Genomic DNA, 25,517 nt, shown 5'->3' with positions numbered 1-25,517 from the left:
ACGTTTAGCGAATTTGGAACGGAAAATAAAATCAGCAAGTGCTCCTCAAAAAAATGAAAGTTCGCTAAAAAAATTAACCTGGCGACTTCGTATCGATGTTATATGAGATCATAAAAAGTCTTTCGCTTAGGATCAGTAATTTTGGTAGCAGAAACAGTAAAATATATACCTCTTAATTGTGCGGTATTCATGAAATTTGAAATACGTATAACAATGTTTTTTCGTTATGCATAACGTTTTGCCCTTAATAAGGGCATATGAAAACTTTTAACGGCTTTAATTTGTTCTAAAGTTATGCTTTGGCTACATTAATTGGGCTTCACTGTTTAATAGTAAAGTCGAAAAAATATTCCAATTATGAAGAAAAACAGTAATTTCAGCAGAAGATTTTTTTTAAAGACCACGGGCGCCCTCACTTTACTGGCGACCCTTCCGGCTTCTTTAAAAGCGGCCTATATACAAGTGAAGCAGTTTATAGTTCCTGCCAAGCGCACAGCTCCTTTGACATTGCAGGTTAATAAAAAGCCCTATACGCTTGATTCGGATACAAGATCCACTTTGCTGGATCTTTTGCGTGAAAACCTTGGCCTTACCGGTACAAAGAAAGGCTGTGATCACGGTCAATGTGGCGCCTGCACGGTCCATGTGGATGGCGTAAGGGTTTTAAGCTGCTTGACTCTTTCTGCCTCTACGGTCGGAAAAGACGTAACCACGATTGAAGGTATTGCCGATGGTGAGCACCTGCATCCAATGCAGGAGGCTTTTATTGCATGTGATGGTTTTCAATGTGGCTATTGTACTCCGGGGCAAATTATGTCGGCTATTGCCTGTGTAAAAGAGGGACATACACAATCCATCGAGGAAATAAAGGAATTTATGAGTGGCAATCTTTGCCGCTGTGGAGCTTATAACGGTATTGTTGAATCTATTCAAAAAGTAGCGCAATCATGAAACCTTTCGAATTTATAAGAGTAACCAATACCAAAACTGCACTTTCTCATAAAAAAGATCATGTGCAGTATATCGCGGGCGGAACAAATCTGGTCGATTTGATGAAAAAGAACGTGCATCTTCCGGATACTGTTGTAGACATTAATAATGCGCTTATTCGTACAATAGATACACATGACAAAAATATTCATATCGGTGCTATGGTTCGCAATACTGAAATTGCGACCGACGCGAAGGTATTAAAGGATTTTCCGTTGCTTGCAAAAGCTGTTTTGGCTGGAGCTTCTCCGCAGATCCGAAATATGGCTTCTACAGGAGGTAATATCTTGCAACGTACCCGTTGTCCATATTTCTACGATACCACTACTGACTGCAATAAGCGTGAACCGGGTACCGGATGCAGTGCATATGCTGGAGAAAATAGGATGAGCGCCATAATTGGTTATAGTAAAGATTGTGTTGCTGTACATCCATCTGATCTCTGTGTCGCATTTGTTGCATTGGATGCTGAAGTACACGTGATTACAAAAGATCAAAAAGAGACTGTTATACCTTTTCAGGAGTTTCATCGTCTTCCGGGAAATGATCCTCATCTGGACAATAATTTACCGGATCATGCTTTAATTTCATTTATTAAAATTCCAGAAAATCCATTTGCGAAACATTGTGCTTATCTTAAGATCAGAGACCGGGCTTCTTATGCCTTTGCTCTGGTTTCGGTAGCCGCTGCACTGCACTTGGACGGTGACCGTATCGTTGAAGCTCGGCTAGCCTCTGGTGGTGTAGCACATAAACCTTGGCGCTGGCTGGAAGCTGAAGAGTTCTTGATCGGTAAAAATGCCACTGCTGCTGTATTTAGCGAGGCCGCCGCCATGATTGTCGCGGATGCGCATCCCTTGGCACAAAATGGTTTTAAAGTAGGCATGCTGAAAGGTGCTGTGGAATCTGCACTGGCACAATGCCTGCTAGCTTAATCTGTAGCAGGGAATAACGTTTTTTAATAAAAAAGAATGGGTTTTTACAAAATAATGTAAAATGAAAGACTTGAATCAACAAAATATACATATACCTGAAGGACGCGTTGAAGCACGGGATAAAGTGACAGGGAAAGGCAAGTATGCCGCCGAATATGCTGTGGATCATATGTGCTATGCTGTTTTAGTGGGAAGCACGGTTCCCAGTGGCAAAATTAAAAATATTGATCTGTCCAAAGCGAAACAAGTTAAATCTGTGCTTGGTTTTGTATCCCATCTGGAAAAACCTGCAGTTCCTGGGTTTGCGACGGAGGCGTTGATGAAAGAATCGCGTTTTGGTCTTCCTGTATTTCATACAGACACCATTTATTTTAAGGGACAGCCGGTTGTATTGGTTATGGCGGAGACACTTGAGGATGCCACTTATGCGGCATCGCTGGTAGAGGTGCAGTATGAAAAGACAAAATTTAATGTTGATTTTGACTCTACCTACGCACAGATCCCACTGCACGAAGCGGGTAAAGAACGCGGAAATCTCGAGAGCTGGCAAGATGCACCTCATGTGGTGGAGGCCGAATATGAAATTAAAACGGAGGTACATCACCCCATGGAAATGCATGCTACGATCGCTGCATGGACTGGTACCGATCATCTCAAACTTTACGACAAGACACAGGGAGTGAATAATGTACAACAGGTGATCGCACCTTTATTTAATCTGAAAAAGGAACAAGTGGAGGTCATGAGCGAATTTGTCGGCGGTGGTTTTGGATCTGGTCTTCGGGTGTGGCCACATGTACTGGCTACCGTTATGGCAGCCAAACAGGTGGGACGTCCCGTGAAATTAATGCTGACAAGACCGCAGATGTTTATCGGTACCGGTTATCGTCCTGCTTCCTGGCAGAAAATTAAGCTTGGAGCAGATGATCAGGGAAAATTTATGGGTATCCATCATCAGGCCCGTAATGAAACATCGTTATATGAACGGTTTTCAGATCAGATCACACGGATAACGCGTCTGATTTATGATTTTGAACATCTTAAGACTGAGGATGCACTAGTGCCGTTAAATATCAATGCAGCGACCTGGATGCGTGGTCCCGGTGATTGTACGGGAGATTTTGCAGTTGAATGTGCCATCGATGAATTGAGCTATAAATTGAATATGGATCCCGTAGCGATCCGAGCAAAAAATATTGCTGTAACGCATCATCCGGATTCTAAATTACCCTGGTCATCAAATTATTTAGTAGATTGTATGAACTTAGGTGCCCAGCGTATCGGTTGGGAAAAGCGGAATCCACAACCTAATAGCATGCAGGATGGCGACTGGTATATTGGCTACGGGATGTCTGTGGGAATGTGGAATGCCGGACGAAATAAAACGAGTGCCGCCATAAAAATGAAAAAAGATGGAAGTCTGATCATTCAGACTGCAATGACCGATATCGGTACAGGAACAGGGACGGGTATGAAAAATATTGCCCATGAGATAACCGGGATTCCGAAAAATAAAATAACAATCGAACTTGGTCATTCAAATCTCCCTCCAGCGCCCAGCCAAGGTGGAAGTACTGGAATGTCTTCTGTAAGCGGGGCTGTTGTGGAAGCAGTCCGTCTGCTGAAAGAAAAGCTGTTAGCCTATGCCGCTAAACAAGACCAAAGGTTCAAGGATGTACAGGAAGATGTCTTAGTGCTGTCTGAAACTGGTTTATCTTTGAAAAATGATACAACTGCAACTATTCCTTTGGATACCTTGTGGAAGCAAAATAACTTAGATGAATTAGTGGTAGAAGCAACCTCAGGTCCCGGTGAAGAGCGTAAGAAATATGCTTTTTGCTCGTCTGCTGCTCATTTTTGTCAAGTAAGGGTCAATGTGAAAACGGGAAAGGTCATGGTGACAAAAATGGTCTGTGTGGCCGATGGAGGTAAAATTGTAAATGAAAAAGCGGCGGCCAACCAGATGTCAGGTGCAGCTGTAGGTGGTATAGGAATGGCACTTATGGAAGAGCGGCTGCTGGACACGCGGATCGGTGGAGCTATTGCTGATGATCTGGCAGGGTATCATTTTCCTGTTAATGCCGATGCACCGATAATTGATGTCAGTTTTATCGGTAAAGCCGATCCCAACATCAATCCGACAGGGGCAAAAGGTTTAGGTGAGGTGGGAATTATCGGTACTGCCGCTGCAATTGCGAATGCGATTTACAATGCCACGGGCAAAAGATTACGCAGTTTACCCATTACTCCTGATAAAATATTAAGTTAATCATAAACATTAGTTTAATTTATTTATTCTGTTGTAGTATAAGTTTTTATATAATTGTTTTAATTTGAATTTTGTTTGATGAGTGAATTAAAAACCATAATTGCCGCATACGATACCGCTGAAGCGCAGGGTTATAAAACTGTGCTGGCCACAGTGGTTAAGGTAGAGGGTTCATCCTACCGGATGCCAGGTGCACGCATGCTGGTATCCGAATATGGAGAGATGACCGGAGCGATCAGTGGGGGATGTTTGGAAGGTGATGCGCTTCGCAGGGCGATGCTAGCGCTCCAGCAGCAAACTAATAAATTGGTAACTTATGATACCACAAATGAAGCCGATGCAACCCTCGGTATACAATTGGGCTGTAATGGTATTGTACATCTACTATTTGAATATATTGACCCGAGCGATCCTCAAAATCCGATTGCCTTATTAAAAAAAACAACCAATAAACGGGTACCAGCACTTGTGGTCACGATCTGCTCATTGGATCGCTATGCTGAGCAGCCCGGTACATGTGGTATACGACTGGAAAATCAAACCGTTTTAAGAGCCAATCCGCTTATTGCAGGTGAAGATATGCTTGCTTATATGGAGCAGGTATGCAGAAGTAAGGCAACGATGCGAACGGTTTTAGAATATAAAAATGTGGATTATGAGCTATTATTGGAATACCATATTCCGCCAATTCATATGGTCATTGTGGGGGCGGGAAATGATGCACAACCGGTAGCTGCGATGGCGGCTATGCTTGGCTGGGAAGTAAGCATTGTTGATGGTAGGGCCAGTCACACAGCAGTTGATCGTTTTCCTGCAGCAAAACAAGTGATCACTGCAGCTGCCAGTGAGTTTCTGCATCAGATCGATATCGATGCCTATACCGCAGTGGTTTTAATGTCGCACAATTTCAATTATGACAAAGATCTTCTCAAGCATTTACTACAGACATCTGTTTCTTATATTGGCTTATTAGGACCTAAAAAACGGTTTCAACGTTTGCTTAACACATTACAAGAAGATGGTTGCATCATAGAAGAAGCTCAGCTGGCAAAAATGCATGGCCCTGTCGGTCTTGATATCGGAGCTGAAACTTCGGCGGAGATTGCACTCTCGATTATTGCGGAGGTAAAATCTTTTTTCCACAGCCGATCTGCGGCATCTCTTCGTGACCGCGCAGCTAAGATGCACGAGAATATTCCAATCCTTTAATCATTATTATGCTATTCGATAAATTTGGCCGTCAACATACTTATCTCCGTATATCGCTTACGGACAATTGTAATCTGCGCTGCTTTTACTGTATGCCAGAAGAGGAGTATGCTTTCGCCGCGCATGCCAAACTGATGCAACCCGATGAAATTTTATCGATCGCTAAAACTTTTGTATCGCAGGGGATTACAAAAATACGCTTAACAGGTGGGGAACCATTTGTACGGAAAGATGCAGCTCTGATTTTGGCAGGACTGTCCACCTTACCGGTGGAACTGACCTGTACCACCAATGGGGTTAGGGTAGATGCTTTACTGCCTGTAATCAAAGCGGCCAATTTTAGCAGTATCAACATCAGTCTAGATACCTTAAATACCGAAAAATTCCATAAGATAACAGGCAGAAATCTTTTTGACCGTGTTTGGTCAAATATTGGCCTATTGTTAGCGTCCGGAATAACCTGTAAATTGAATGTAGTGGTAATGAAAGGGCTGAACGATAATGAAATCACTGATTTTGTCGCGCTTACTGAAAAATGGCCATTAGAGGTTCGTTTTATTGAATTTATGCCTTTTTCTGGTAATAAATGGACCAATAACCAGGTGTTTACTTTACGGGAAATAAAAGATGTGATCCAAAAAAGTTATACCATCCACGAACAGGTGGGGAGTATACACGATACAGCAAAACATTTTCATATCGCAGGCCACCGCGGATCATTCGCCGTCATCAGTACCATGAGCGAACCTTTTTGTGCAGGCTGCAACCGGATCCGTTTAACGGCAGATGGTAAATTGAAAAATTGTCTCTTTTCTACTCATGAAACGGACTTACTTACCGCCCATCGGCTGGGACAGCCTATATTACCGTTGATTCAAGCGAATATCCAGGCAAAGGCTTTTGCTCTAGGGGGCCAATTAGCCACTGATTTTACGCAAATAGATGCGGATAAATTACAAAATAGAAGTATGATAACCATTGGAGGATAATGCAGGATACAGGTATAATAATATTAGCAGCGGGTAGTTCCTCACGCTTAGGGACTGCAAAACAACTTCTGGATTATCAGCATAAGCCATTAGTTAAACATGCTGTAGAACAAGCGCTGGCGAGCGATCCTGCTTGTGTGATCGTAGTTGTGGGCGCAAATGCTGAAGCTGTGGCCGGAACACTTGTAGACCATGATGTAAAAATCTGTTACAATGATGATTGGTCTACGGGAATGGCCTCGTCTATCCGTAAAGGAATGGAGACGTTGTTAAACGATCATCCATTGCTAACTCGGTGCATCTTTTCAGTATGTGATCAACCGTTTCTCAAAGCCCATCATTTTACACAATTGTTTGAGAGCCAGTTGGAAAGCCATAAGGGTATTATTGCATCGGCCTATGCGGATACTTTGGGTGTGCCGGTACTGTTCAGAAACACCTATTTTCCATTGTTACAGCAGCTGCAGGGAGATCAGGGTGCTAAAAAAATCATAACAGCATATCCTGACGATGTTGTTGCAATTGCTTTTGCTGATGGAGCTGTCGACATTGATGAGCCTGCTGATCTAAAATATTTAATGCAGGAAATGGTTTCAGTATCGGAAGCAAACGCGATTATTAAAAAACATAGCCATTTTGTTCGCACTGGAATAAAAACTTTATCTGAGTCTTTAGGATATACTGTTGCAGAGCAGATTATATCAAAATATGATATTCCTGGTTTTAGGCAGTCTTCGATGGATGGCTATGCATTAAAATTTGAGGACCGCAATAACCGATTGGAAATTGTGGGCGAAATGCGTGCTGGAAAACAGTCGGACGTAACGCTATTGTCCGGACAGGCGATGCGCGTCTTTACGGGTGCACCCATACCAACGGCGGCAGATACCGTGGTCATGCAGGAACGGGTATATCGCGAAGGAGATTGGATCACGGTTGCTGATGAGCAATTAACTCTTGGCATGCATGTCCGTGAAAAAGGTAGCGAAGCTGCAAAAGGAGTATGGGCACTTGCGCAGGGAACTGTACTGACGCCTGCTGCACTGGGTTTTTTAGCAGGTATTGGCTGTGAGAAGCTGCTGATTTTTGAACCGCCAAAAGTAGCAATCATTGTGACAGGTGATGAACTGCAGGAATTGGGTCAGCCACTTTCCTTTGGACAAGTATACGACTCAAACTCGATTCAACTGCGTGCTGCACTTCAAAAGGCAGGTATCGAAACGGTTCAGGTTTTTCACGCTGCAGATGATCCTGCCGCATTGGAAAAGATCTTGGGACAGGCTTTGTTAGCTTCGGATCTGGTGCTGCTGGTGGGAGGCGTGAGTGTGGGTGATTATGATTTTGTGGTGCAAAGTGCTCTGGCGCAGTCGGTGCGGCCTCATTTTCATAAAGTGAAACAGAAACCAGGAAAACCATTGTTTTTTGGAACTAAGGATGAAACAGTGGTTTTCGGATTGCCAGGAAATCCTTCTTCAGCGCTAACCTGTTTCTACCTGTATGTTTTACCGGCTATTGACCGGATGATGCAACGACCTGATTCCGTTTGCTACAGCAAAGCCGTGACTACAGTTGATTATCCAAAAAACAGTGGATTAACACATTTTATAAAAGCTCATTCAATGGAGGGTAAGGTATTGCCCCTGCATGCGCAGGAATCTTATCGTCTACAATCTTATGCCCAGGCCAATTGCCTGCTCGTGATACCGGAAGAATCTACTGGTATTGTGGCAGGTGAAGAAGTCCAAGTAATCGTATTGCCTTAAAAATCTATGGATACCGAAATTTTTTTTATTATTTTATTTATTGTTGCTTTTTTATATGCCTCTGTTGGGCATGGCGGAGCGAGCGGTTACCTGGCTTTAATGGCTCTTTATGGCGTGGCGCCGCAAGAAATGAAACCTACAGCGCTGTTTTTAAATTTATTTGTTTCCTTGACTGCCTTTATTCAGTATTACCGCGGAAATCATTTTAAGAAAGAGATTTTTATACCCATAGCGCTGGCATCTATACCTTTTGCTTTTCTGGGCGGTATGTTATCGATCGATGATCATCTTTATAAAAAAATATTAGGAATTTTACTGTTGCTGCCGATCGTCCGATTTTTCTTTTTTAAGAATGTGGAAGACGATCGGCTGGTACCTCCAGTAAAATGGATTTCGATATTGTTGGGTGCTTTCATAGGGCTTCTGTCCGGAATGATCGGTATAGGTGGAGGCATAATCCTTTCACCTATTTTGATCTTGTTGCTATGGACCAACCAAAAGCAAACGGCGGCAATCAGTGCCGCATTTATTTTTGTCAATTCTTTGGCTGGACTGGGAGGAATGTTGACGCAGGGTATTACGTTGACTTCCAATATGATTTTATATATTGTGGTAGCATTCAGTGGTGGGCTTTTGGGTGCTTATTTAGGTTCTAAAAAGTTTAATCAGGATGTTTTAAAATATGTACTGGCAACAGTGTTACTCGTTGCCGCCTATAAATTGCTCTTTACTTCGGCATAGCTACGCGGTAAGAAAGCAATAGTGATCAGAATTGGATAGATATGTCTTGACTTTTGACGAGCATGATCCCTATGGGATGTCTCATCAGATAAAAAGAATGCTTAATTTGAATAAGAGATGAATAAGATTAAAGTACTTGCATTTGGACCGCTTGTAGAAATTATAGAGAAAGAGTTCTTTATGGAAGCAGTGGATACGGAAAATTTGTTAACAAGTTTGATCCAGCAGTTTCCTTTACTCGAGAACCGTAAAATGGTGCTTGCAGTGAATGGAAAGATTACAAAAGAGGTGGTTCTGTTACAGGAATCAGATACGGTAGCACTTCTGCCACCATTTTCGGGAGGGTAATATGCATTGGGATCCACGATATGAGCGGCATTACAGTTTACCAGGTTTTGGTTATGAGGCGCAGGAAAAGCTTACCGCGGCTCAGGTACTTGTTGTCGGAGCTGGAGGTTTAGGCTGTCCGGTACTGCAGTATCTGACTGCGGCAGGTGTAGGGCGTATCGGTATCGTTGATTTTGATTCGATAGAACTGAGTAATCTGCAACGCCAGACCCTATATAGCACCGCAGATCTTGGGCAGTTAAAGTGCGCAGTTGCTGTGCGGAAGCTAAGCGAAAATAATCCGTCTATCACAATCGTTGGACATCCTGTTTTGCTTGATGATAGCAATGATAATGCTATTGTTTCACAGTATGATATAGTTGTTGACTGTACGGATAATTTTGCGGTACGTTATATTATAAACGATTGTTGTACACGTTTGAAAAAACCGCTTGTTTTTGCGGCGATCTATCAATACGAAGGGCAGATAGCAATCTTTAATGTCGCTGATGATGATGGAACTGTCTGTCATTACCGCGATCTATTTCCACAAGTCCCGAGTGCTGAAGAAGCTCCAAACTGCTCAGAAAATGGTGTATTGGGTGTTTTGCCGGGGATTATCGGACTGATGCAAGCCACCGAAGTGTTGAAGTTAATAACGGGTATAGGAGAGCCCTTGGTCAATAAGTTAATGACTTTTAATGTTTTGACCTATCAGTCCATGATCTTATCGATCACTCCGAATTCTGAAAGGGCTAAAGTTTATGCTACAGAAAAGAGGGTGGCTACTCAGCAGGACCGACACTTGGGACAGGATATCAGTTTGATCTATCCGCATGAAATTGAATTCTATCTGCAGGATAAAAACGTCAGTCTGGTTGATATCCGGGAAACCTATGAGGAACCTCCATTTCCGATCGCGACACAGGAGATCCCTTTGTCTGCACTGTTTGACCGTTTGGATGAATTAAAGACCGCACATATTATTATGGTGTGTCAAAGCGGAAAACGCAGTTTACATGCCGCGGGAAAGCTGAAAGCGCATTTCGGTTCCGCAAAGAGGGTAAGTCACCTGGCGGGTGGCATTATTTCATATTTAAGTATTAATAAAGCAGAATAAATGAAAAATATATTTGTGCAGGGAGCCATTTCTCCAGATCAGATCGCGAAGAGTATTGCAGCACATAGCAGTAAAACAGCTATCGGTGCCCACGAGTTATTCTTGGGACAGATCAGGGCCGATGTGGTAGACGGTAGATCCGTAGCCGCAATTGAATATACAGCTTATGAACAGATGGCTATAGAAAAAATGGATACCATCAGAGAGGCAATGTTTGCCAAGTATAAGCTCATCTGTATGCATGTGTACCATAGTTTAGGGATGGTGCCAACCGGCCAATTGTGCCTTTTTATATTTGTATCTTCTAAACACCGCGCAGATGCGCAACAGGCCTGCCATGAGCTCGTGGAGCACATCAAGAAAGAACTTCCGATCTGGGGAAAAGAGCTATTTGAGGACGATACACATCAGTGGAAAAAAAATAATTAAGATGGTCGATATTACACATAAAACCGCTACGTTGCGTAAAGCGGTAGCAACAGCATCTGTGGTTACTTCTCATGTTCTAACGGTAGATGCCATCAAAAACGGACAGGTTCCGAAGGGAAACGTTTATGAGTTTGCCCGTGCGGCTACGTTGCTTGCCATAAAAAAAACGAGCGATATCATCCCGGACTGCCATCCGTTGCCAATAGAATATGCAGCAATAGATTTTGAGATTGAAGAACTCACAATTAAGATTTCGGTAACCGTGCACACGATCTATAAAACCGGTGTAGAAGTCGAAGCGATGCATGGTGCTTCTGTCGCCGCACTGGTGCTGTACGATATGTTAAAACCGATCGATAAACATGTTGAAATCGGCTCGATTCGGTTATTGCACAAATCGGGAGGTAAAAGTGACCATGCACATCTGTTAGAAAACAGGTCGATAAAAGCTGCAGTTGTGGTTTGTAGCGATTCGGTCTATTCAGGCGAAAAACAAGATCGCTCTGGGTTTGTATTGCAAGAGTTACTGGAAGATTATGGTATTGCCGTCGTACGATCTGAGGTTGTGCCGGATGAAATTGATGCTATTCAACATCAATTGCAGGTTTCCAAAGAATTAGGAATCGATATGTTGATCTATACGGGCGGCACGGGAGTGTCTGACCGGGATGTTACACCTGAGGCTGTGCAACCCTATTTAACCAAACAATTGCCGGGTGTAATGGAAATTGCTAGACAGTATGGCCAGCAATTTGTAAAAACGGCGATGCTTTCCAGAGCGGTCGCGGGTTTTGCTGACCGTATGCTGGTCTTGACATTGCCAGGCTCAACAAATGGGGTGAAAGAAAGTATGAAAGCGCTATTCCCACAGCTCTTGCATGTTTTTCCTGTTCAGGATAATCAGGGACACGGATAGCTTTTTAGCTATCCACGAAGTTTGGTAACAACTTTCTTGATTCTGTCCAGGGTGTAATCGATGTCATGTTCAGTTGTAAACCGACCTAAACTAAACCGGATCGCACTGAGGTTATCTTCATCCTTCAGTCCCATAGCTTGCAATATCGGAGAAGGTCTGTGTGTTACGGATGAACATGCCGAGCCGCTGGAAACAGCAATGTTGCCCAGTGCAAGTATCATTTCTTGGGAGTGTAGACCGCGTAAGCTGATATTTGTTGTATTGAAGATACGTTTGTGCAGGTGGCCGTTGACAAAAGTTTCATCGATTTCTAAGATGGATTTTTCCAGTGTATCGCGTAACGTTAAAATTAGCTTATTTTGATTTGTCATTTCCTGTTTTGCGATAGCTGCGGCAGTTCCAATTCCTATAATACCCGGAACGTTGAGGGTGCCACTTCGCATACCTTGCTGTTGCCGACCTCCATGCAGCAAGGGTTCCAGTGAACCAATAGCAGGATTGGTATATAACGCGCCAATACCTTTAGGACCGTAAAACTTATGTGCTGAAATCGGCATAAAATCGATTTGCATCTGCTTTACATCAATCGGAATCTTGCCGACAGCCTGTGTCGCATCGCACAGGAACCATGCTCCCGCCTGATGGGTTAGGGTGGCAATTGATGGTATATCTTGCATAACACCTGTCTCATTGTTCACAAGCATGACACAAACTAGCGCCGTATCTGTTGTTATGCTATTCTCCAGCGTTTTTAAATCGATGATGCCATCTTTATCTACAGGCAGATAAGTGACAGCATATCCCTTAGTTTCCATGTAACGACAACATTCAAGTACTGCATTGTGTTCTGTGGATGCACAAATGATATGTTTACGGTGACCATAGGTCAGCCCCTTTATCGCCATATTGATCGCTTCTGTGGCTCCTGACGTAAAAGTCAGTTCGCTTGCACGGCAGTTAATTAAATGGGCAAGATCTTGCTGAGCAAAATCAATCTCTTCCTGAGCCTGCAATGCAAAAAGATGGGGACTGCTGGGATTGGCGTACTGCTGCTTGAAAAAGGGGAACATCCGTTCTAATACCCGATCATCAACGGGTGTAGTGGCATTATAGTCGAGGTATACGATTGATGACTGCATAGCCATAAATGTACTGAATTAATTTGAGAGGATGGGTTCAAAAAGCATCGTTTTGCTTGTAATCAACAACCCAATTTACGGATTCTTCTACCAATATTACTGTTTTGTGCTGTGCTCGATAAGGTATAGGTGAAAAACACATATTTTTAAGACTAAGATCATGATGTGATGGCTTTTGAAAGTGGAGAGCCAAAGTATCTGAAAGAAAGAGGATAAGCCCAAAATAAACAAATGATGAATACAGACTGTTATATAACAACTAACATACACAATTATGGAAACCATTCGCATTAACAAAAAGGAATACGAGGTCGTTATTGATAAAGAGATGCCACTGCTGTGGTTTTTACGTGATGTCGTCGGTTTGACTGGAACAAAATACGGCTGTGGAGTAGCACAATGCGGTGCTTGTGTGGTCCATATGGACGGTGAAGCGGTAAGATCCTGTGTTACAAAAATGAAACGCGCAGTTGGCAAAGAGGTGATCACGATTGAGGGTCTTTCTGAAAAAGGTGACCATCCATTGCAAGTTGCCTGGAAAGATGTGGATGTGCCCCAATGTGGTTACTGTCATGCCGGTCAAATCATGTCGGCAGCTGTATTATTACGTGAACGGCCGAATCCAACTGATCAGGATATTGATGATGCCATGACCGGAAACATCTGCCGTTGCGGAACTTATTCTCGAATTCGTCAGGCCATACATCATGCTGCATCATTGCAAAAGAAATAAATGGTTATGTATAGATGTGTAATCTGCTAAAAAATAGCTCATGAAAATATTAAAAAATATAAGAAGCAAAGGTACTTACAAGCTTGCATTGACTTTGGGTGTCATCGGTCTGTTTTTAACGGTTCTGGTTTCTGCTTTTACAAGTGATTCCCGATCTGAAAATACATTAGAACCGAATATCAGGGTCAAGAAAGATAGCATACAGTCTGTTGAAGCGTTTAAAAAAGTATATGCTGTGCTACAGAGTCCCCGATGTGTGAATTGCCATCCAAGCGGTGATATTCCGCTTCAGGGTGATGAGCGCAAGTTGCATGCGATGTTTCCGAAACGCGGGCCTGAAGGAAAAGGAATGCTGACCATGAAATGTAATAACTGCCATCAGGATGAAAATACAACAGGATTGAAAACTCCGCCAGGAAGTCCGAATTGGCATCTTCCACCTGCGGATATGAAAATGGTCTTTGAAGGAAAAAGTGCATATGAATTGGCTAAGCAGTTGGTAGACCGAAAACAAAATGGAAATAAAGATCTAAAAGCATTGATAGCGCATGCGGATGATGGATTGGTAAAATGGGGCTGGGAGCCCGGAGAAGGAAGGACACTGCCTCCGATTAGTCATGCTGCTTTTAAAGAAGCTTGGATTACCTGGTTGACAACAGGTGCTTATGCTCCCACGAAGTAATTATTTTTTCAAAAAATCAAAGAAATAAGCGATGACAACAGATAAAACGACGCTAGGCAGAAGATCTTTTTTAAAAGCCGCGCTTTTAGCAGGTGGCGGAATGATTTTACATTTCAACTGGCCGGGTGCTGGAGCGATGGCAAGTGAGCCAGGACCAGTAGCCGATGCTATAATTGAATTGAACAGCTATATCAAAATTTACCCAAATGGTGATGTACTATTATTTAATCCCAATCCTGAATTTGGACAGAATGTAAAGACATCTCTTCCGATGATCCTCGCAGAGGAACTGGATGTAGCCTGGGAGAAAGTAACGGTGGAGCAGGCTGATTTTTTTCCAGAAAGATATGGACGCCAGTTCACTGGTGGTAGTCAGTCGGTTCGTCAGGCTTGGCCGGTGTTGCGAACAGCGGGAGCTACTGCACGGCAGATGCTCATCATTGCAGCTTCTGAAAAATGGGCGGTACCGCTAAGCGAAATTCATACAGAAGCTGGTGTCATTTTCCACAAAAAAAGTGATCAAAAAATAACTTACGGTGAAATTGCCTCTCAGGCAGCCCAAGTTCCGTTACCAAAAGATGTGAAGTTAAAGGATGTGGCTGATTTTAAAGTAATAGGTTCGTCAAAGCAGAATGTGGAACTGGATAATATTGTAACGGGTAAACCCTTGTTTACCAGTGACTATAAGCAGGAGGGTATGTTAATTGCTATGATTGTACATCCACCAGCCTTTGGGCAGGAGATCACAGCGTTTGATGATACTGCAGTACGTCAAATGCCGGGGATAAAGGATGTTTTTCTGATTGAACCGCTCGCAAAGGACTATACGCGCAATTATTTTGATACGATGAGTTTCGGCAGCTTAGCTGTAGTTGTGGGTACTTCTACCTGGGAAGTGATGCAAGCAAAGAAAAAACTGCAATTGGAACTGCAAACGGCCTCAAAAAGGAAGAATAAAGACACGCTTCAACTGGAGAGTACAGCTGGTCATTATGCAGATATGGATCGATATGCGAAGATTCCAGGGGAAGTTAAACGTAAGGACGGAGATCCGGATGCTGCATTTAAAAATGCTGCCCGCATCATTGAGCGAACGTATACAGCACCATTTTTGGTTCACAATACCATGGAGCCCGTTTCCTGTTTTGCTCATGTAACGGCAGATCTAGCGGAATTATATGCGCCTATCCAGGCACCGGAGGTCATCACAACAACCTTGGTGGCCCGATTAGGGTTGCCTAAAGAAAAGATAAAGATTAAGCTCGCCCGTATGGGTGGCGGTTTTGGACTCAGGGCTTATGGACATCATCTGGTGGAGGCCGCCGTGATCTCTCAGAAATTAAATGCTCCTGTGAAATTGATGTATACCCGTGAAGATGAAGCGACATATGGTATTTATAGACCTACTTACAGTGCAACATATCGGGCTGCTTTAGATAACAATAATCAGTTGATCGGATTTCATGTCAAGGCTGGGGGAATACCGGAATCTCCGCTACATGAAAATAGATTTCCGGCGGGAGCGGTTAATCATTATTTAGCCGAATCTTGGGCGGTTGATTCCGATATTACGATCGGAGCATTTCGTGCACCGCGATCCAATTTTATGGCTAGCGCAGAGCAGTCATTTTTGGATGAACTGGCTGTTGAAATGAAAAAAGATCCGATCGATTTTCGTCTGGAATTAATTAAAAGGGCGAAAGAACGTCCTGTTGGACAACGTAATGATTATGATGCATCACGTTACGCAGGTGTCCTGCAATTGTTGAAGGAGAAAGCCAGTTTACTAAAAAAACCCGATGGTACAGGGAGAGGCATTGCGGCTTATTTTTGCCATAATACCTATGCCGCGGCTTTGGTCGATATAGGCGTTAAGAATAATGAACCCTATGTTGTACAGGCGATTGCAAGCGTCGATTGTGGTATTGTGGTAAATCAGGATGCAGCCGTCAATATGGCGGAAGGTGCGGTGATTGACGGTATTGGAAATGCACTATACGGAGAACAATTGTTCGCAGATGGAGTACCGCAGAAAAGCAACTTCAATACTTATCGGATCATTCGTATGAGTGAGTGTCCAAAACATATCGAAGTTCATTTTGTGCAAAATCAGGAAAACCCCACAGGTATGGGAGAGCCGGTATTTCCGCCGATGTTCGGTGCTGTTGCCAATGCTCTTTTTCACCATACTGGTAAACGATACTATAACCAACCTTTTATGAAACAATACTTAGCTCACGGAACGCAGGGTTAATTCTCTATTAGCCTTTCGTCTAATTGGAGGATTGATCGTATTTATGAAAATTAAAGAACATCAGTTTTAAAATAAAAACAATAAAAAATGAAAAAAGCTATTTTTGGATTACTCTTATTTGTCTTGACAATACAGTTGTCTTTTGCACAAAAAATGAATGCAGTAGAAGAAGTGAAGGAACTGTCGAAATTGAAGTGGCAGTGGATGGCTGATAAGAATGTCGATAAACTCGCAGCATTATTCGATGATAAGTCAAAGTTTGTTCATATGAGCGGAACATGGAAGAAGAATGAAGAACTCGACATTATAAAAACCGGTAGAATCTGGTATAAGAATGCCGCTATTCATGATGTAGCGGTCGAGATCGTAGGCGATGTTGCAATTGTTTGGAATAGAATTACCTTAACAGCTGATGTGCGTGGAAATGATGCAGTAACGGAGTTTACGGTAACGGAGGTTTACAAAAAGCAAAAGAAAGATTGGAAGATGCTGGCCATGACCTTTAGTAGTGTGCGTGATACGCATAAAATTGAACACTAATTGTAACTTGCAATAAGTTGTTTGATAGTATAAATTGGAATAATAGAACTCAAGCATTGTCTCTGTTCTATTATTCCAAATTTATTGACTATCAACGAGATTACAAGAATGCAGGGTGATCCAGTTTAACCGCTATGCGGTTTGCTGCATTGACCAGTCCCACATGACTGTAAGCCTGTGGGAAATTGCCCCATTGACTACCGTCTTGCTCATCGACATCCTCACTGAATAATTTAAGGTGATTGCCGTAACCGATCAACTGCTTGAATACCTGTTGCGCTTCTTCTAATCTACCCACACAGGCCAGTGCTTCCACATACCAGAAGGCGCATACCAAAAATGTTGATTTCGGTTTTCCAAAATCGTCTTTATGCAGATAACGGTAAAACAGCCCATTTTCTCCTTTCAGCTCTTCTTCCAAAGCTTCGAGGTGACGTTTTGCTTTATCACTAGCGGGATCTAGATAGTTCATCATGATCAGCTGTAGGGTAGAAGCATCTAAATTGGGGTTTTTCGTAGCCGTTGTGTACACACCGCGCTCTTCATCGTAGCAGCTTTCAATATGCACACTGGCGCGTTCCCGTAATTCTTGTGCCTTAATTTTGATTTCTTCAAAACCGTACTGTTCGGCAATTTTTAAAGCTGCTGTCGCACCTGCCCACTGAAACAGATTGGAATAGCAGTGTCTGTTTTCAAAATTCCGGAATTCCCAGATCCCCGCATCGAACTCATCGATGGTGCTTTCAATTTTCTTCAGAATATAGTTGGTCCAGGATTTGGCCAAACCGGTATTCTGATGACTAAAGCGGTGGTCGGTAAACATAGGCAACAGGGCAAGCAGTGCCTGTCCGTACACATCATTCTGAATGTGCTCAAAAGCCTGATTACCCAAGCGTACGGGCTTATTTCCTAAGTATCCTTCCAGATGATCCAGTGTGGTTTCTGTCAGCTGATGCTGTCCCATAATGCCGTAGAGCGGTTGCAGGCGTCCGCGATCGGTCTGCGTAATATTGGCAATGTAGGAAGCGTATTTTTCCATCTCTTCAAACTGCCCGATGTGACTCAGGGCAGTCAGTACATAGTAGCTATCCCGCAACCAGCAGTAGCGATAATCCCAGTTACGGCCACTTCCCGGATGTTCGGGAAGACTTGTCGTGCTGGCCGCGATCAAAGCACCTGTATCCTCATACTGATGAAGTTTAAGAACCAGCGCAGAACGAATGACTTCTTTCTGGCAGAATGGGGCGATGGAAGCATTTTTTACCCAGCGGTGCCAATAACTTTTAGTTCTGCTTAAAAAATCTTCTGCGGTTCGTTCTATCGGAGCCTCAAATGGGCTTCCGAATGTCATAACCAAATAAACAGTACTGCTCAGTACATGCGGAATATCATCGAAAAAATGGCTTACAGGCATATTTGTTGCCAAGCGCATTCTGATGTCCTCCTGTTCAAATTGGATATGGTTGCTGCCGCGGTTTTTCGTGAATCCTTGTTTTCCGTATTGATACTTAGGTGTACAGCGAACACGGATCTTTGGTCGTCCCGAAATGGGTTCTACCTTACGGACCAACATCAGTGGTTTGTAATAGCGCTCGTACTGCTCAAAACGTGGGGCAAAATCGGTGATCCGATAACTGCCTTCTTCGGTTGTCAACGTCGTACATAAAATATTGGTGTTTTCAATGTACTGCTGATCGGTATTCGTGATTTCTGAAGTGGGCAGGATCGAAAATTCACCACCATTCTCCTGGTCCAATAAACTTCCAAATACAAATGAATCTTCAAAGGTCGGCCAACATAGCCAGGTAATATTTCCGGTGATATTGACATGGGCAATGTAGGAACAATTGCCGATGATACCACTATTATATTTATGCTTCGCTGTTTTGGTCATAAGTTTCAATTTTTTTAATTTCTGAATCTGATCCGTTGATCTGTTGTTGTTTTACTCTATTGTAAGCAAAGTATTCTATAAGCTGAACGGCTTCTTGCTGTGTATCTACATAAAACTGCGCCGCGGACTTTTTATTGCCCACCTTGATGGTAATCGCATCGGCAGGGAGCTCTAAGAACATATCTTCATCCGTAGCATCATCACCGATTGCAAAGATAAAATCGGGGTTATAGCTGTTGACAATTTCCATTGCTGCTTTACCTTTATTGAGCTCACTATTTTTAACTTCAATCACTTTATCGCCCATTAATAACTGTAAGCCATGCTGTTGTACTAAATAGCGTAAGCTCTCCACTAATTCCAGCGCGCGAAGCTGCCCAAGCCCAGGCTGTGCTTTACGGTAATGCCAAGCTAAGGAATAAGATTTTTCCTCAATCACACAACCAGCTGTATTGTTGGCAAACTTGCTCATGATATGTTTGACCGGGATTTTCCATCGCGTAGATAAGATTGCACCGCTTTGCCATTTGTGCGTCGGATAGTTGCTCCATGCGCCATGTTCTGCGACCAGATAATACTGTCTATCGGAAAACCAGGTGTCGAGTGTCTCATGTGGTCTGCCACTAATAATCACGACTTGACTGGCATCATTTTCTTGCAGCAGATTTAAGGTGTCGTAAAGCGATTCTGTTGGTATTGCAGCTGCGGCATCGTTTTGAAAACCGATCAGGGTTCCATCGTAGTCGAGGAAGAATAACCTTCTGGTTGCACGGTTATATTGATCCAGTATCGCGAGTTTGGTCTGTTCATTGATCCTTCGGGCCATTTCATTCTGCTGAAATAACTTGATTTCACGAAGTCTGCTGAAGAATAAGCGAACCCAGTGTCTAACATTGAATTTCTTGACAATTTCAATGCTGTCATTGAGACGCATACGTTGTTCAGCGACGGGCATCTTTAAAGCTTTATAAATGGCTTCGGTAACCTGATCTGTTGCATTGGGATTAATATGGATGGCCTGTGTCAATTCTTTTGCCGCGCCTGCCAGTTCGCTTAAGATCAGCACACCATCGGTATTCTCCTTACTGGCGATATATTCTTTACACACCAAGTTCATTCCGTCACGTAACGAAGTGATCAGGCAGATATCTGCTGCCACATACAAGGCCGATAATTCCTCCAATGGAAATGAATTGTAGAAATAGGCGATAGGTGTCCATTCGTTACTACCAAATACAGCATTGATATGGCCAACAGTACGGTCAATTTCGTCCAGTAACTGTTTATATTGAGCGACATGATCACGTGAAGGAACGACAATCATGTAGAGCACGACTTGTTCTTTTAATTCCGGGTATTTAACCAAGAGATTTTCATATGCCACTAAACGTTCAATGATGCCTTTGCTGTAATCAAGACGATCGATGCTGAGTATTATTTTCTGATCTTTATAATAATCTTTTATCGCCTGTGCACGGGTCTGGATCGGTTCGCTATTGGATAACTGTGAGAATTTATCAAAATCGATACCCATTGGATAGACTTCGGTAAATATACTGCGCCCATCGGTATGCAGACAATTGTTCTGTACATTGAGACCAAGAATATGGGCACAGGAGTTTAGGAAATGCTGTGTATCATTAAAGGTGTGGAAACCGATAAGATCTGCTCCCAGTAGTCCTTTGAGTAATTCATTTCGCCACGGGATACTTCTAAAAACTTCATCATTTGGAAAAGGAATATGCTGGAAGAAGCCGATTGCAATGGTAGGATGCGATTGGCGAACCAGTTGTGGGAGCAGCATCAGCTGATAATCATGGATCCAGACTTCATCTTTTTCCTGTACATTTTGCTGGTCGACTACTGCTGAAAATTTTGCATTCACTTTTTGGTACATTTCCCAATCGGGCGTACGGTACACCGCATAGGAAGGTCTGTAATGAAAAACCGGCCATAAGACCTCATTCGAAAATCCTTCATAATACCCTTTTAGTTCCTCTTCGGTTAAAAAGACCGGAATAAGGTTGTGTTCAGCCAGTCCCTGGGTTATGATTTCTTCTTCTTGTGTGTTTAAGGGAATAATTCCGGGCCAACCAATCCATATGTTCTCATCGCTTTTGTAAACCGAACCTAAGCCTGTGGCCAGACCGCCCTCGCTCGGGATAAACTGCAGTTCGTTGTTTTTACGTTCAATGCGTATGGGTAATCTATTGGAAACGATAATTGTTCTTTTCTTATACATGTTTTTCTCTAATTTTTGATGGTCTCTTTACAGATGGCCATCTGTTGTTAACGGGCTCGATATTGACTAAGTTTTTGTTCTAAAATGGGTTTTAATTTTCATGTACATAGCCTGGACTACTGCCTACTTTTGCGTTATGCTGTGCGTTTAATGCCCAGTGGTTGTGTTGAAGCAGCCTTGGGCTTGGAAGCGTGTCATCTGTATTTTGCATCGTGATTATAATTGCTGTATTTATAAATTATGATGTGCTGTCGTTTACTGTTACCCGATGCAACTTGAGTCGTGCCGAAAATGGATAGCAGTAAATTACAGCCATATACAAGCGAATTTCCAGCCAAAAAAGCCTCTTGAGGCGGTAAAAAAGAGGTAGTTGTGCCACTAGGTATTTATACCTGGATCATGCGCAATTTTAGTAGAGGGCTTGCTTCACAGTACATTAGCGCTTAGTCTGACGAAAAAATGCTGTTTATAATCGGGGTGAGGACAAAATAGATTTTATCGTTTGGGAAATACATGTGAAAATTGGGTATTTATACCCGTTAAGATCACCATGCTGTCTACTAGTAAATGAATTATTATCCTATGCGGAAATGATAAAAATGAACTTTTAATGATCGGTGGTTGTTTGTAATTAAAGATTTCATGTAGTACCACTAACAATTAAAATATATGATGGAATATATTGATACGACAACATTAGACAAAGTTGGTCAGTTTTTAAAAGATAACCAGCTCAAGGTCTTTATAGGAGAAAGTATGACGGGTGGTTTTCTCGGCAGTGTGCTGAGTATGCAGACGGACTCTGGATCTTATTTCCTAGGAGGAGTGACGAGTTATGCGACAAGTGTGAAAAAGTCGTTGTTGCAGGTGGATGAACATAGCATTTCATACTTTACTCCAGAGTCTTCCGAAGTCACGTTTGAAATGCTGGAGGGGCTTAAAAAATTAGTAGAGGCCGATGTTTATGTGGCGATAACCGGAATGGCTTTTCCGGATTCATCCACTGAACATCAAGCTGAGGTGGGCGATATCTTTATAGCCATATGCTTTAGTGGTATCCATATGCGAAAAACACTGCACTGTGTAGACTGCGATGCCGCCCAGATTTATATCACCGCAGTCAACCATATTATCCATGAACTGTACCGGTTCACCCTTGATCTGGATGATTAACAATTCTTTTACAGATCATCTAAAAGCATACTGGGTGGGAATTCTTCAACAATAGGGAAGTAGAGGTAAACGGTCGTTCCTTTTTCTTCTTCAGAATCTATTTTGATGGTTCCCCCTAATCTTTCCATAATACGCTTCACTAAGGAAAGACCAACACCTGTTCCTTCGATGTGATCCACATTTTTTCCCCTTTTAAAAATCTCAAATATGCTGTGCAGGTTTTCTTTGGGAATACCGATACCCTGATCTTTTATCTTATAACAGACCTGTTCATCTTCAAAATAGCTGTCGATGTGAAGCTTTACGCCGGCGGTGCCAGGACTGTACTTGATCGCATTGCCGATGATGTTACTGAAGATCTGGTATAAGGCACTTTTTTCACCCCATACTGGAAGCAATTTACCGTAATCAACCGTTGCTAAAGCGGGATTATGCAGGATAATACTTTCTTTATAGATCTGATCCAATGTGTAAGCCATTGGAATCGGATCTTTCGTGAAGGTTCCGGTTTTACGTTGGGAAAGCAACACAACATTGTTGATGATACTTTCTATACTTTCCGTGCTAGCGATCAGGTTGCTGTACCATTTTTGCAGTGCTGCAGGATTGAGGGACTGTTTACTGTTCTGTAAAAATTGGATCCCCATTTTGAGAATGGCTAATGGATTTTTTAAATCGTGGGAAAGTGTAAAGGTTAACATCTCCAATTCATTGTTGAGTGCTAACAGCTGTTCACTCCATTGTTGTTTGTCTTTTAATTTTCCAACAATGGATTCCTTTAAAATTTGATTTAGGCGTAGTACAAAACTGATTTCGACATCGTTCCAAGGGGTAGCGATATCGTAATTAACACTTTCAGTGAGGTCTATCTGTTTAATCCCATCGTTGCCATCTGTTTCCGGAGTGACATGCATCTCCATTACATTGCTCACGGTTTCTTTTCGGAACCAAATCAGGACCTGATCACTCAAAAGCCCTATCTTAAGATACATAAGCCCTGCAAAAGGTAATTGTCCTTTAATCTTTTCCCCATGGCTTTCTCTAAAATTGTTATCCTTAAATAAGGCTTTTTCGGAGTGGGTCTGAATAAAGGTTATGATCTCATATAGCTGTCCTTTATTCGGACAGATCCCGTGAAAATAAACATCACCCTGATTAAATATGGCCAGACCGTCTGCATTGACCATGTCCATGATGGTACCCATATGTTGCACAAGGGCACAATTGGCCGTCTTGTATTTTAACAAATCAATTTTCAGATTGACTTCCACGTCTTTTAGAAGTTTGCCTCGCTCCAACAGATCCTGATTGATGTAGTTTTCATATTTACTGGTGGCATTTTGGATCATAAAAGTACAGAGCTTTCGCTGCTGCAGATCGATATTCTTTTCTTTGTGATGATGCCCAATTAAAAGCCCCCAAAACTGTCCACCTACATGTATAGAAAAAAACAGGGCACTTGTAACTTCCTTTTCCGATAGGAAGAGCCTGTGCAGTTCAGGAACTGGAGCCAACTGACTCTCCAGTAGATTGATCTTTGGATCAATGGAATAGAACTGTTGCTGGTTATCCCGTAGATTGGGACTATAGCGGTATGAACACATGCTGTAATAGGGGAAAACCTCTTTCGGCATAAAGCTTTTCGAGAATTCCATATTCCTGTAATATGCTTTCCCGTCTAACGTATCTTCTGCAATGACCTGGCTATAACCTGTTTCCTGCACCTGAACGACAAATACATGGTCATAATGAAGGATCCGGTTAATAGCGTGGCAGACCAGATCCCAGTTGTTGGGTTTTATGGTGTCTAAAAGGAAACTAAACTCATTTATTTTTTTTGCCGAAGTATATTTTTTATACTGCTCCTCCCATTCGATAAACAAATGATCATCGTGTAAACTTAATTTGAGATAGATTCTTTTATTGGGTAATTTGAGGGGCAAGATCTGTCTCGGATATTTTTTATCCCGTATATTTTCCAATACCTGACATATTTTTACAAAATGTTTTCCAAATAAATCAGCAAAATAGAGATCAAATTTAGATCCTAAAATGAGATTATGTTCTGTTTGATTGACCGTATGAAGAACATTTTCGCTTACTCCTGTGATATGAAAATCAAAATCAAGGACAATGAGACTACCAAATTGTTGAATAAAGTTAATGGGTAAAGGCACGTTGTTTTCCATTTTATTAATTGCGTTGGAGCATGCTAAATTTAATAAAAAAAATGAATTACTTCCATCAGTGGAGGCAGTATTGAATTATTAATTCTTAAAAAAAAATTAAATGTTTCCTAAATATAAGGATTAAAATAGGAAAAACTCTTTTTTTTATTTTAATCAATTTTTTATTTGATTTTTTTTGTTTGAACATTCATACACATTTTTAATTGAAAATGAATTCTTTATGTTACATAAATCTTAGAATCAGTTTTCAGCGTATATATACGTATTGTAATTAAGTATTAATTTTTGTAGTAACGGTGCGATCTTTGCTTAAAGCTATCTGCATCTTTAAGTGTTATGCAAATAACCTTATTTCATGACATCAGAGTATGAACAAACGGGAGGAATTTTATAAAATAGTAATCAAGGAATATGAGAAGCGGAATTTGAAGTATGGACAGGTTCTGAGGGAAAATATTGCCCAGGATCTATATGCAATACGCTTGAATTTGCAACGCTATGCGATGGAGCATGGTAACTCGGTTGAGTTGGATAATACCAAAAATATGGTCACCGACACGATCAGTAAAGTACAGCATTTATCAAACATTTTGTTAAATGGTGTTTTACGTGACTTTGGATTGAAAAGAGCCTTGGAAGATCATTTTCTGGTTAGCAATCCAAATAACGATATTGCTGTGGATAAGCAAGTGAACGACTTGGATTTTAGCTGTCAGTTGCTCATCTTTCATATGGTCAGGTATGTTGTCTCGGCAATTGTAACAGATGAACTACCATTTTTAGGGATTCATCTATATGCCGATGATCATGATTTATATCTTGAAGTATATGGACTTAACAATAATTATATAGATAAACTTAAACAAAGCAATAGTAAAAAAATTAAAAAACTGCAAAACCGCGTTAATCTGCTTGAAGGATCACTAACATTTGCAAGTGACAATCAAGAGAATAAGATAGTAGTTATTGTAAAACTAAATTAA

At 42.0% G+C, this 25,517-nt stretch carries 21 protein-coding genes; 17 read left to right on the top strand and 4 right to left on the bottom strand.

The features are described 5' to 3' along the window. The first annotated feature begins 357 nt into the window (after positions 1-357). The 11 genes from FHR29_RS06440 to moaCB all read left to right on the top strand — a co-directional run bounded on the left by FHR29_RS06440 (position 358) and on the right by moaCB (position 11,688). Positions 358-951 carry a (2Fe-2S)-binding protein gene (locus tag FHR29_RS06440; RefSeq protein ID WP_183913171.1) on the top strand — a complete coding sequence of 198 codons (594 nt, stop codon included), beginning with the start codon at positions 358-360 and terminating at the stop codon, positions 949-951. After that, positions 948-1,925: a xanthine dehydrogenase family protein subunit M gene (locus FHR29_RS06435; RefSeq protein WP_183913169.1), complete on the top strand. Its 978-nt coding sequence runs from the start codon at positions 948-950 to the stop codon at positions 1,923-1,925. The genes FHR29_RS06440 and FHR29_RS06435 overlap by 4 nt, the downstream gene beginning before the upstream one ends. Positions 1,926-1,986: 61 nt before the next feature. Continuing rightward, the gene (locus FHR29_RS06430; RefSeq protein ID WP_183913167.1) at positions 1,987-4,194 is read left to right on the top strand and encodes a xanthine dehydrogenase family protein molybdopterin-binding subunit; all 2,208 of its coding nucleotides are present in this window, start codon (positions 1,987-1,989) and stop codon (positions 4,192-4,194) included. Between the two features lie 78 nt (positions 4,195-4,272). Further along, a complete protein-coding gene (locus tag FHR29_RS06425) occupies positions 4,273-5,403 on the top strand; it encodes an XdhC family protein (protein WP_183913165.1) in 1,131 nt (376 codons plus the stop codon). A gap of 8 nt (positions 5,404-5,411) precedes the next feature. Next, complete coding sequence (gene moaA, locus FHR29_RS06420) at positions 5,412-6,392, top strand: GTP 3',8-cyclase MoaA (RefSeq protein WP_183913163.1); 981 nt, start codon at positions 5,412-5,414, stop codon at positions 6,390-6,392. Then, the gene (gene glp / locus FHR29_RS06415) at positions 6,392-8,155 is read left to right on the top strand and encodes a gephyrin-like molybdotransferase Glp (RefSeq protein ID WP_183913160.1); all 1,764 of its coding nucleotides are present in this window, start codon (positions 6,392-6,394) and stop codon (positions 8,153-8,155) included. Before moaA ends, glp begins: the two co-directional genes overlap by 1 nt. Before the next feature lie 6 nt (positions 8,156-8,161). Next, positions 8,162-8,896, top strand: coding sequence for a sulfite exporter TauE/SafE family protein (locus FHR29_RS06410; protein ID WP_021191760.1), 735 nt, complete (start codon positions 8,162-8,164; stop codon positions 8,894-8,896). Between the two features lie 117 nt (positions 8,897-9,013). Then, on the top strand, positions 9,014-9,244 hold the full coding sequence (locus FHR29_RS06405; protein ID WP_132768037.1) for a MoaD/ThiS family protein: 231 nt from the start codon (positions 9,014-9,016) through the stop codon (positions 9,242-9,244). A 1-nt stretch (position 9,245) separates the two neighbouring features. Next, the gene (locus FHR29_RS06400) at positions 9,246-10,343 is read left to right on the top strand and encodes a HesA/MoeB/ThiF family protein (RefSeq protein ID WP_183913158.1); all 1,098 of its coding nucleotides are present in this window, start codon (positions 9,246-9,248) and stop codon (positions 10,341-10,343) included. Next, positions 10,344-10,772: a molybdenum cofactor biosynthesis protein MoaE gene (locus FHR29_RS06395; protein WP_183913156.1), complete on the top strand. Its 429-nt coding sequence runs from the start codon at positions 10,344-10,346 to the stop codon at positions 10,770-10,772. It begins immediately after the preceding gene. Position 10,773: 1 nt separating this feature from the next. Then, positions 10,774-11,688 (top strand): bifunctional molybdenum cofactor biosynthesis protein MoaC/MoaB, encoded by a 915-nt coding sequence (gene moaCB / locus FHR29_RS06390; RefSeq protein ID WP_260291920.1) that lies wholly within the window; start codon positions 10,774-10,776, stop codon positions 11,686-11,688. Positions 11,689-11,696: 8 nt separating this feature from the next. On the opposite strand, the gene FHR29_RS06385 is transcribed toward moaCB, so the two are convergent. Continuing rightward, positions 11,697-12,833, bottom strand: a complete 1,137-nt coding sequence (locus FHR29_RS06385) for a cysteine desulfurase family protein (protein WP_183913155.1) — start codon at positions 12,831-12,833, stop codon at positions 11,697-11,699. A 268-nt stretch (positions 12,834-13,101) separates the two neighbouring features. On the opposite strand from FHR29_RS06385, the gene FHR29_RS06380 reads away from it, so the two are divergent. The 4 genes from FHR29_RS06380 to FHR29_RS06365 all read left to right on the top strand — a co-directional run bounded on the left by FHR29_RS06380 (position 13,102) and on the right by FHR29_RS06365 (position 17,036). After that, positions 13,102-13,560, top strand: coding sequence for a (2Fe-2S)-binding protein (locus FHR29_RS06380; protein ID WP_132768046.1), 459 nt, complete (start codon positions 13,102-13,104; stop codon positions 13,558-13,560). A gap of 40 nt (positions 13,561-13,600) precedes the next feature. Then, complete coding sequence (locus FHR29_RS06375; protein WP_132768048.1) at positions 13,601-14,242, top strand: hypothetical protein; 642 nt, start codon at positions 13,601-13,603, stop codon at positions 14,240-14,242. A gap of 31 nt (positions 14,243-14,273) precedes the next feature. Further along, positions 14,274-16,496 (top strand): molybdopterin cofactor-binding domain-containing protein, encoded by a 2,223-nt coding sequence (locus FHR29_RS06370; protein ID WP_183913153.1) that lies wholly within the window; start codon positions 14,274-14,276, stop codon positions 16,494-16,496. A gap of 87 nt (positions 16,497-16,583) precedes the next feature. Continuing rightward, entirely contained in the window at positions 16,584-17,036 is a 453-nt protein-coding gene (locus tag FHR29_RS06365) for a nuclear transport factor 2 family protein (protein WP_132768052.1), read from the top strand. A gap of 100 nt (positions 17,037-17,136) precedes the next feature. Here the strand turns inward: FHR29_RS06365 and FHR29_RS06360 are convergent, their stop codons facing one another. After that, positions 17,137-18,930 (bottom strand): glycoside hydrolase family 15 protein, encoded by a 1,794-nt coding sequence (locus tag FHR29_RS06360; RefSeq protein WP_183913152.1) that lies wholly within the window; start codon positions 18,928-18,930, stop codon positions 17,137-17,139. Continuing rightward, positions 18,908-21,172 carry a bifunctional alpha,alpha-trehalose-phosphate synthase (UDP-forming)/trehalose-phosphatase gene (locus FHR29_RS06355; RefSeq protein ID WP_183913150.1) on the bottom strand — a complete coding sequence of 755 codons (2,265 nt, stop codon included), beginning with the start codon at positions 21,170-21,172 and terminating at the stop codon, positions 18,908-18,910. Before FHR29_RS06355 ends, FHR29_RS06360 begins: the two co-directional genes overlap by 23 nt. A gap of 669 nt (positions 21,173-21,841) precedes the next feature. Between FHR29_RS06355 and FHR29_RS06350 the strand changes: the two genes are divergently transcribed. Further along, entirely contained in the window at positions 21,842-22,345 is a 504-nt protein-coding gene (locus FHR29_RS06350; protein ID WP_132839953.1) for a CinA family protein, read from the top strand. A gap of 8 nt (positions 22,346-22,353) precedes the next feature. Here FHR29_RS06350 and FHR29_RS06345 read toward each other — a convergent pair whose 3' ends face one another. Then, the gene (locus FHR29_RS06345) at positions 22,354-24,534 is read right to left on the bottom strand and encodes an ATP-binding protein (RefSeq protein ID WP_183913148.1); all 2,181 of its coding nucleotides are present in this window, start codon (positions 24,532-24,534) and stop codon (positions 22,354-22,356) included. Between the two features lie 368 nt (positions 24,535-24,902). On the opposite strand from FHR29_RS06345, the gene FHR29_RS06340 reads away from it, so the two are divergent. After that, positions 24,903-25,517 (top strand): hypothetical protein, encoded by a 615-nt coding sequence (locus tag FHR29_RS06340; protein WP_021190108.1) that lies wholly within the window; start codon positions 24,903-24,905, stop codon positions 25,515-25,517.

Origin of the sequence: Sphingobacterium sp. JUb56, assembly GCF_014191365.1 — a bacterium.
GTDB classification, from domain to species: domain Bacteria; phylum Bacteroidota; class Bacteroidia; order Sphingobacteriales; family Sphingobacteriaceae; genus Sphingobacterium; species Sphingobacterium anhuiense.
Note: the sequence above shows the minus strand (reverse complement) of the source record. Positions and strands in the feature narration are given on the sequence as shown.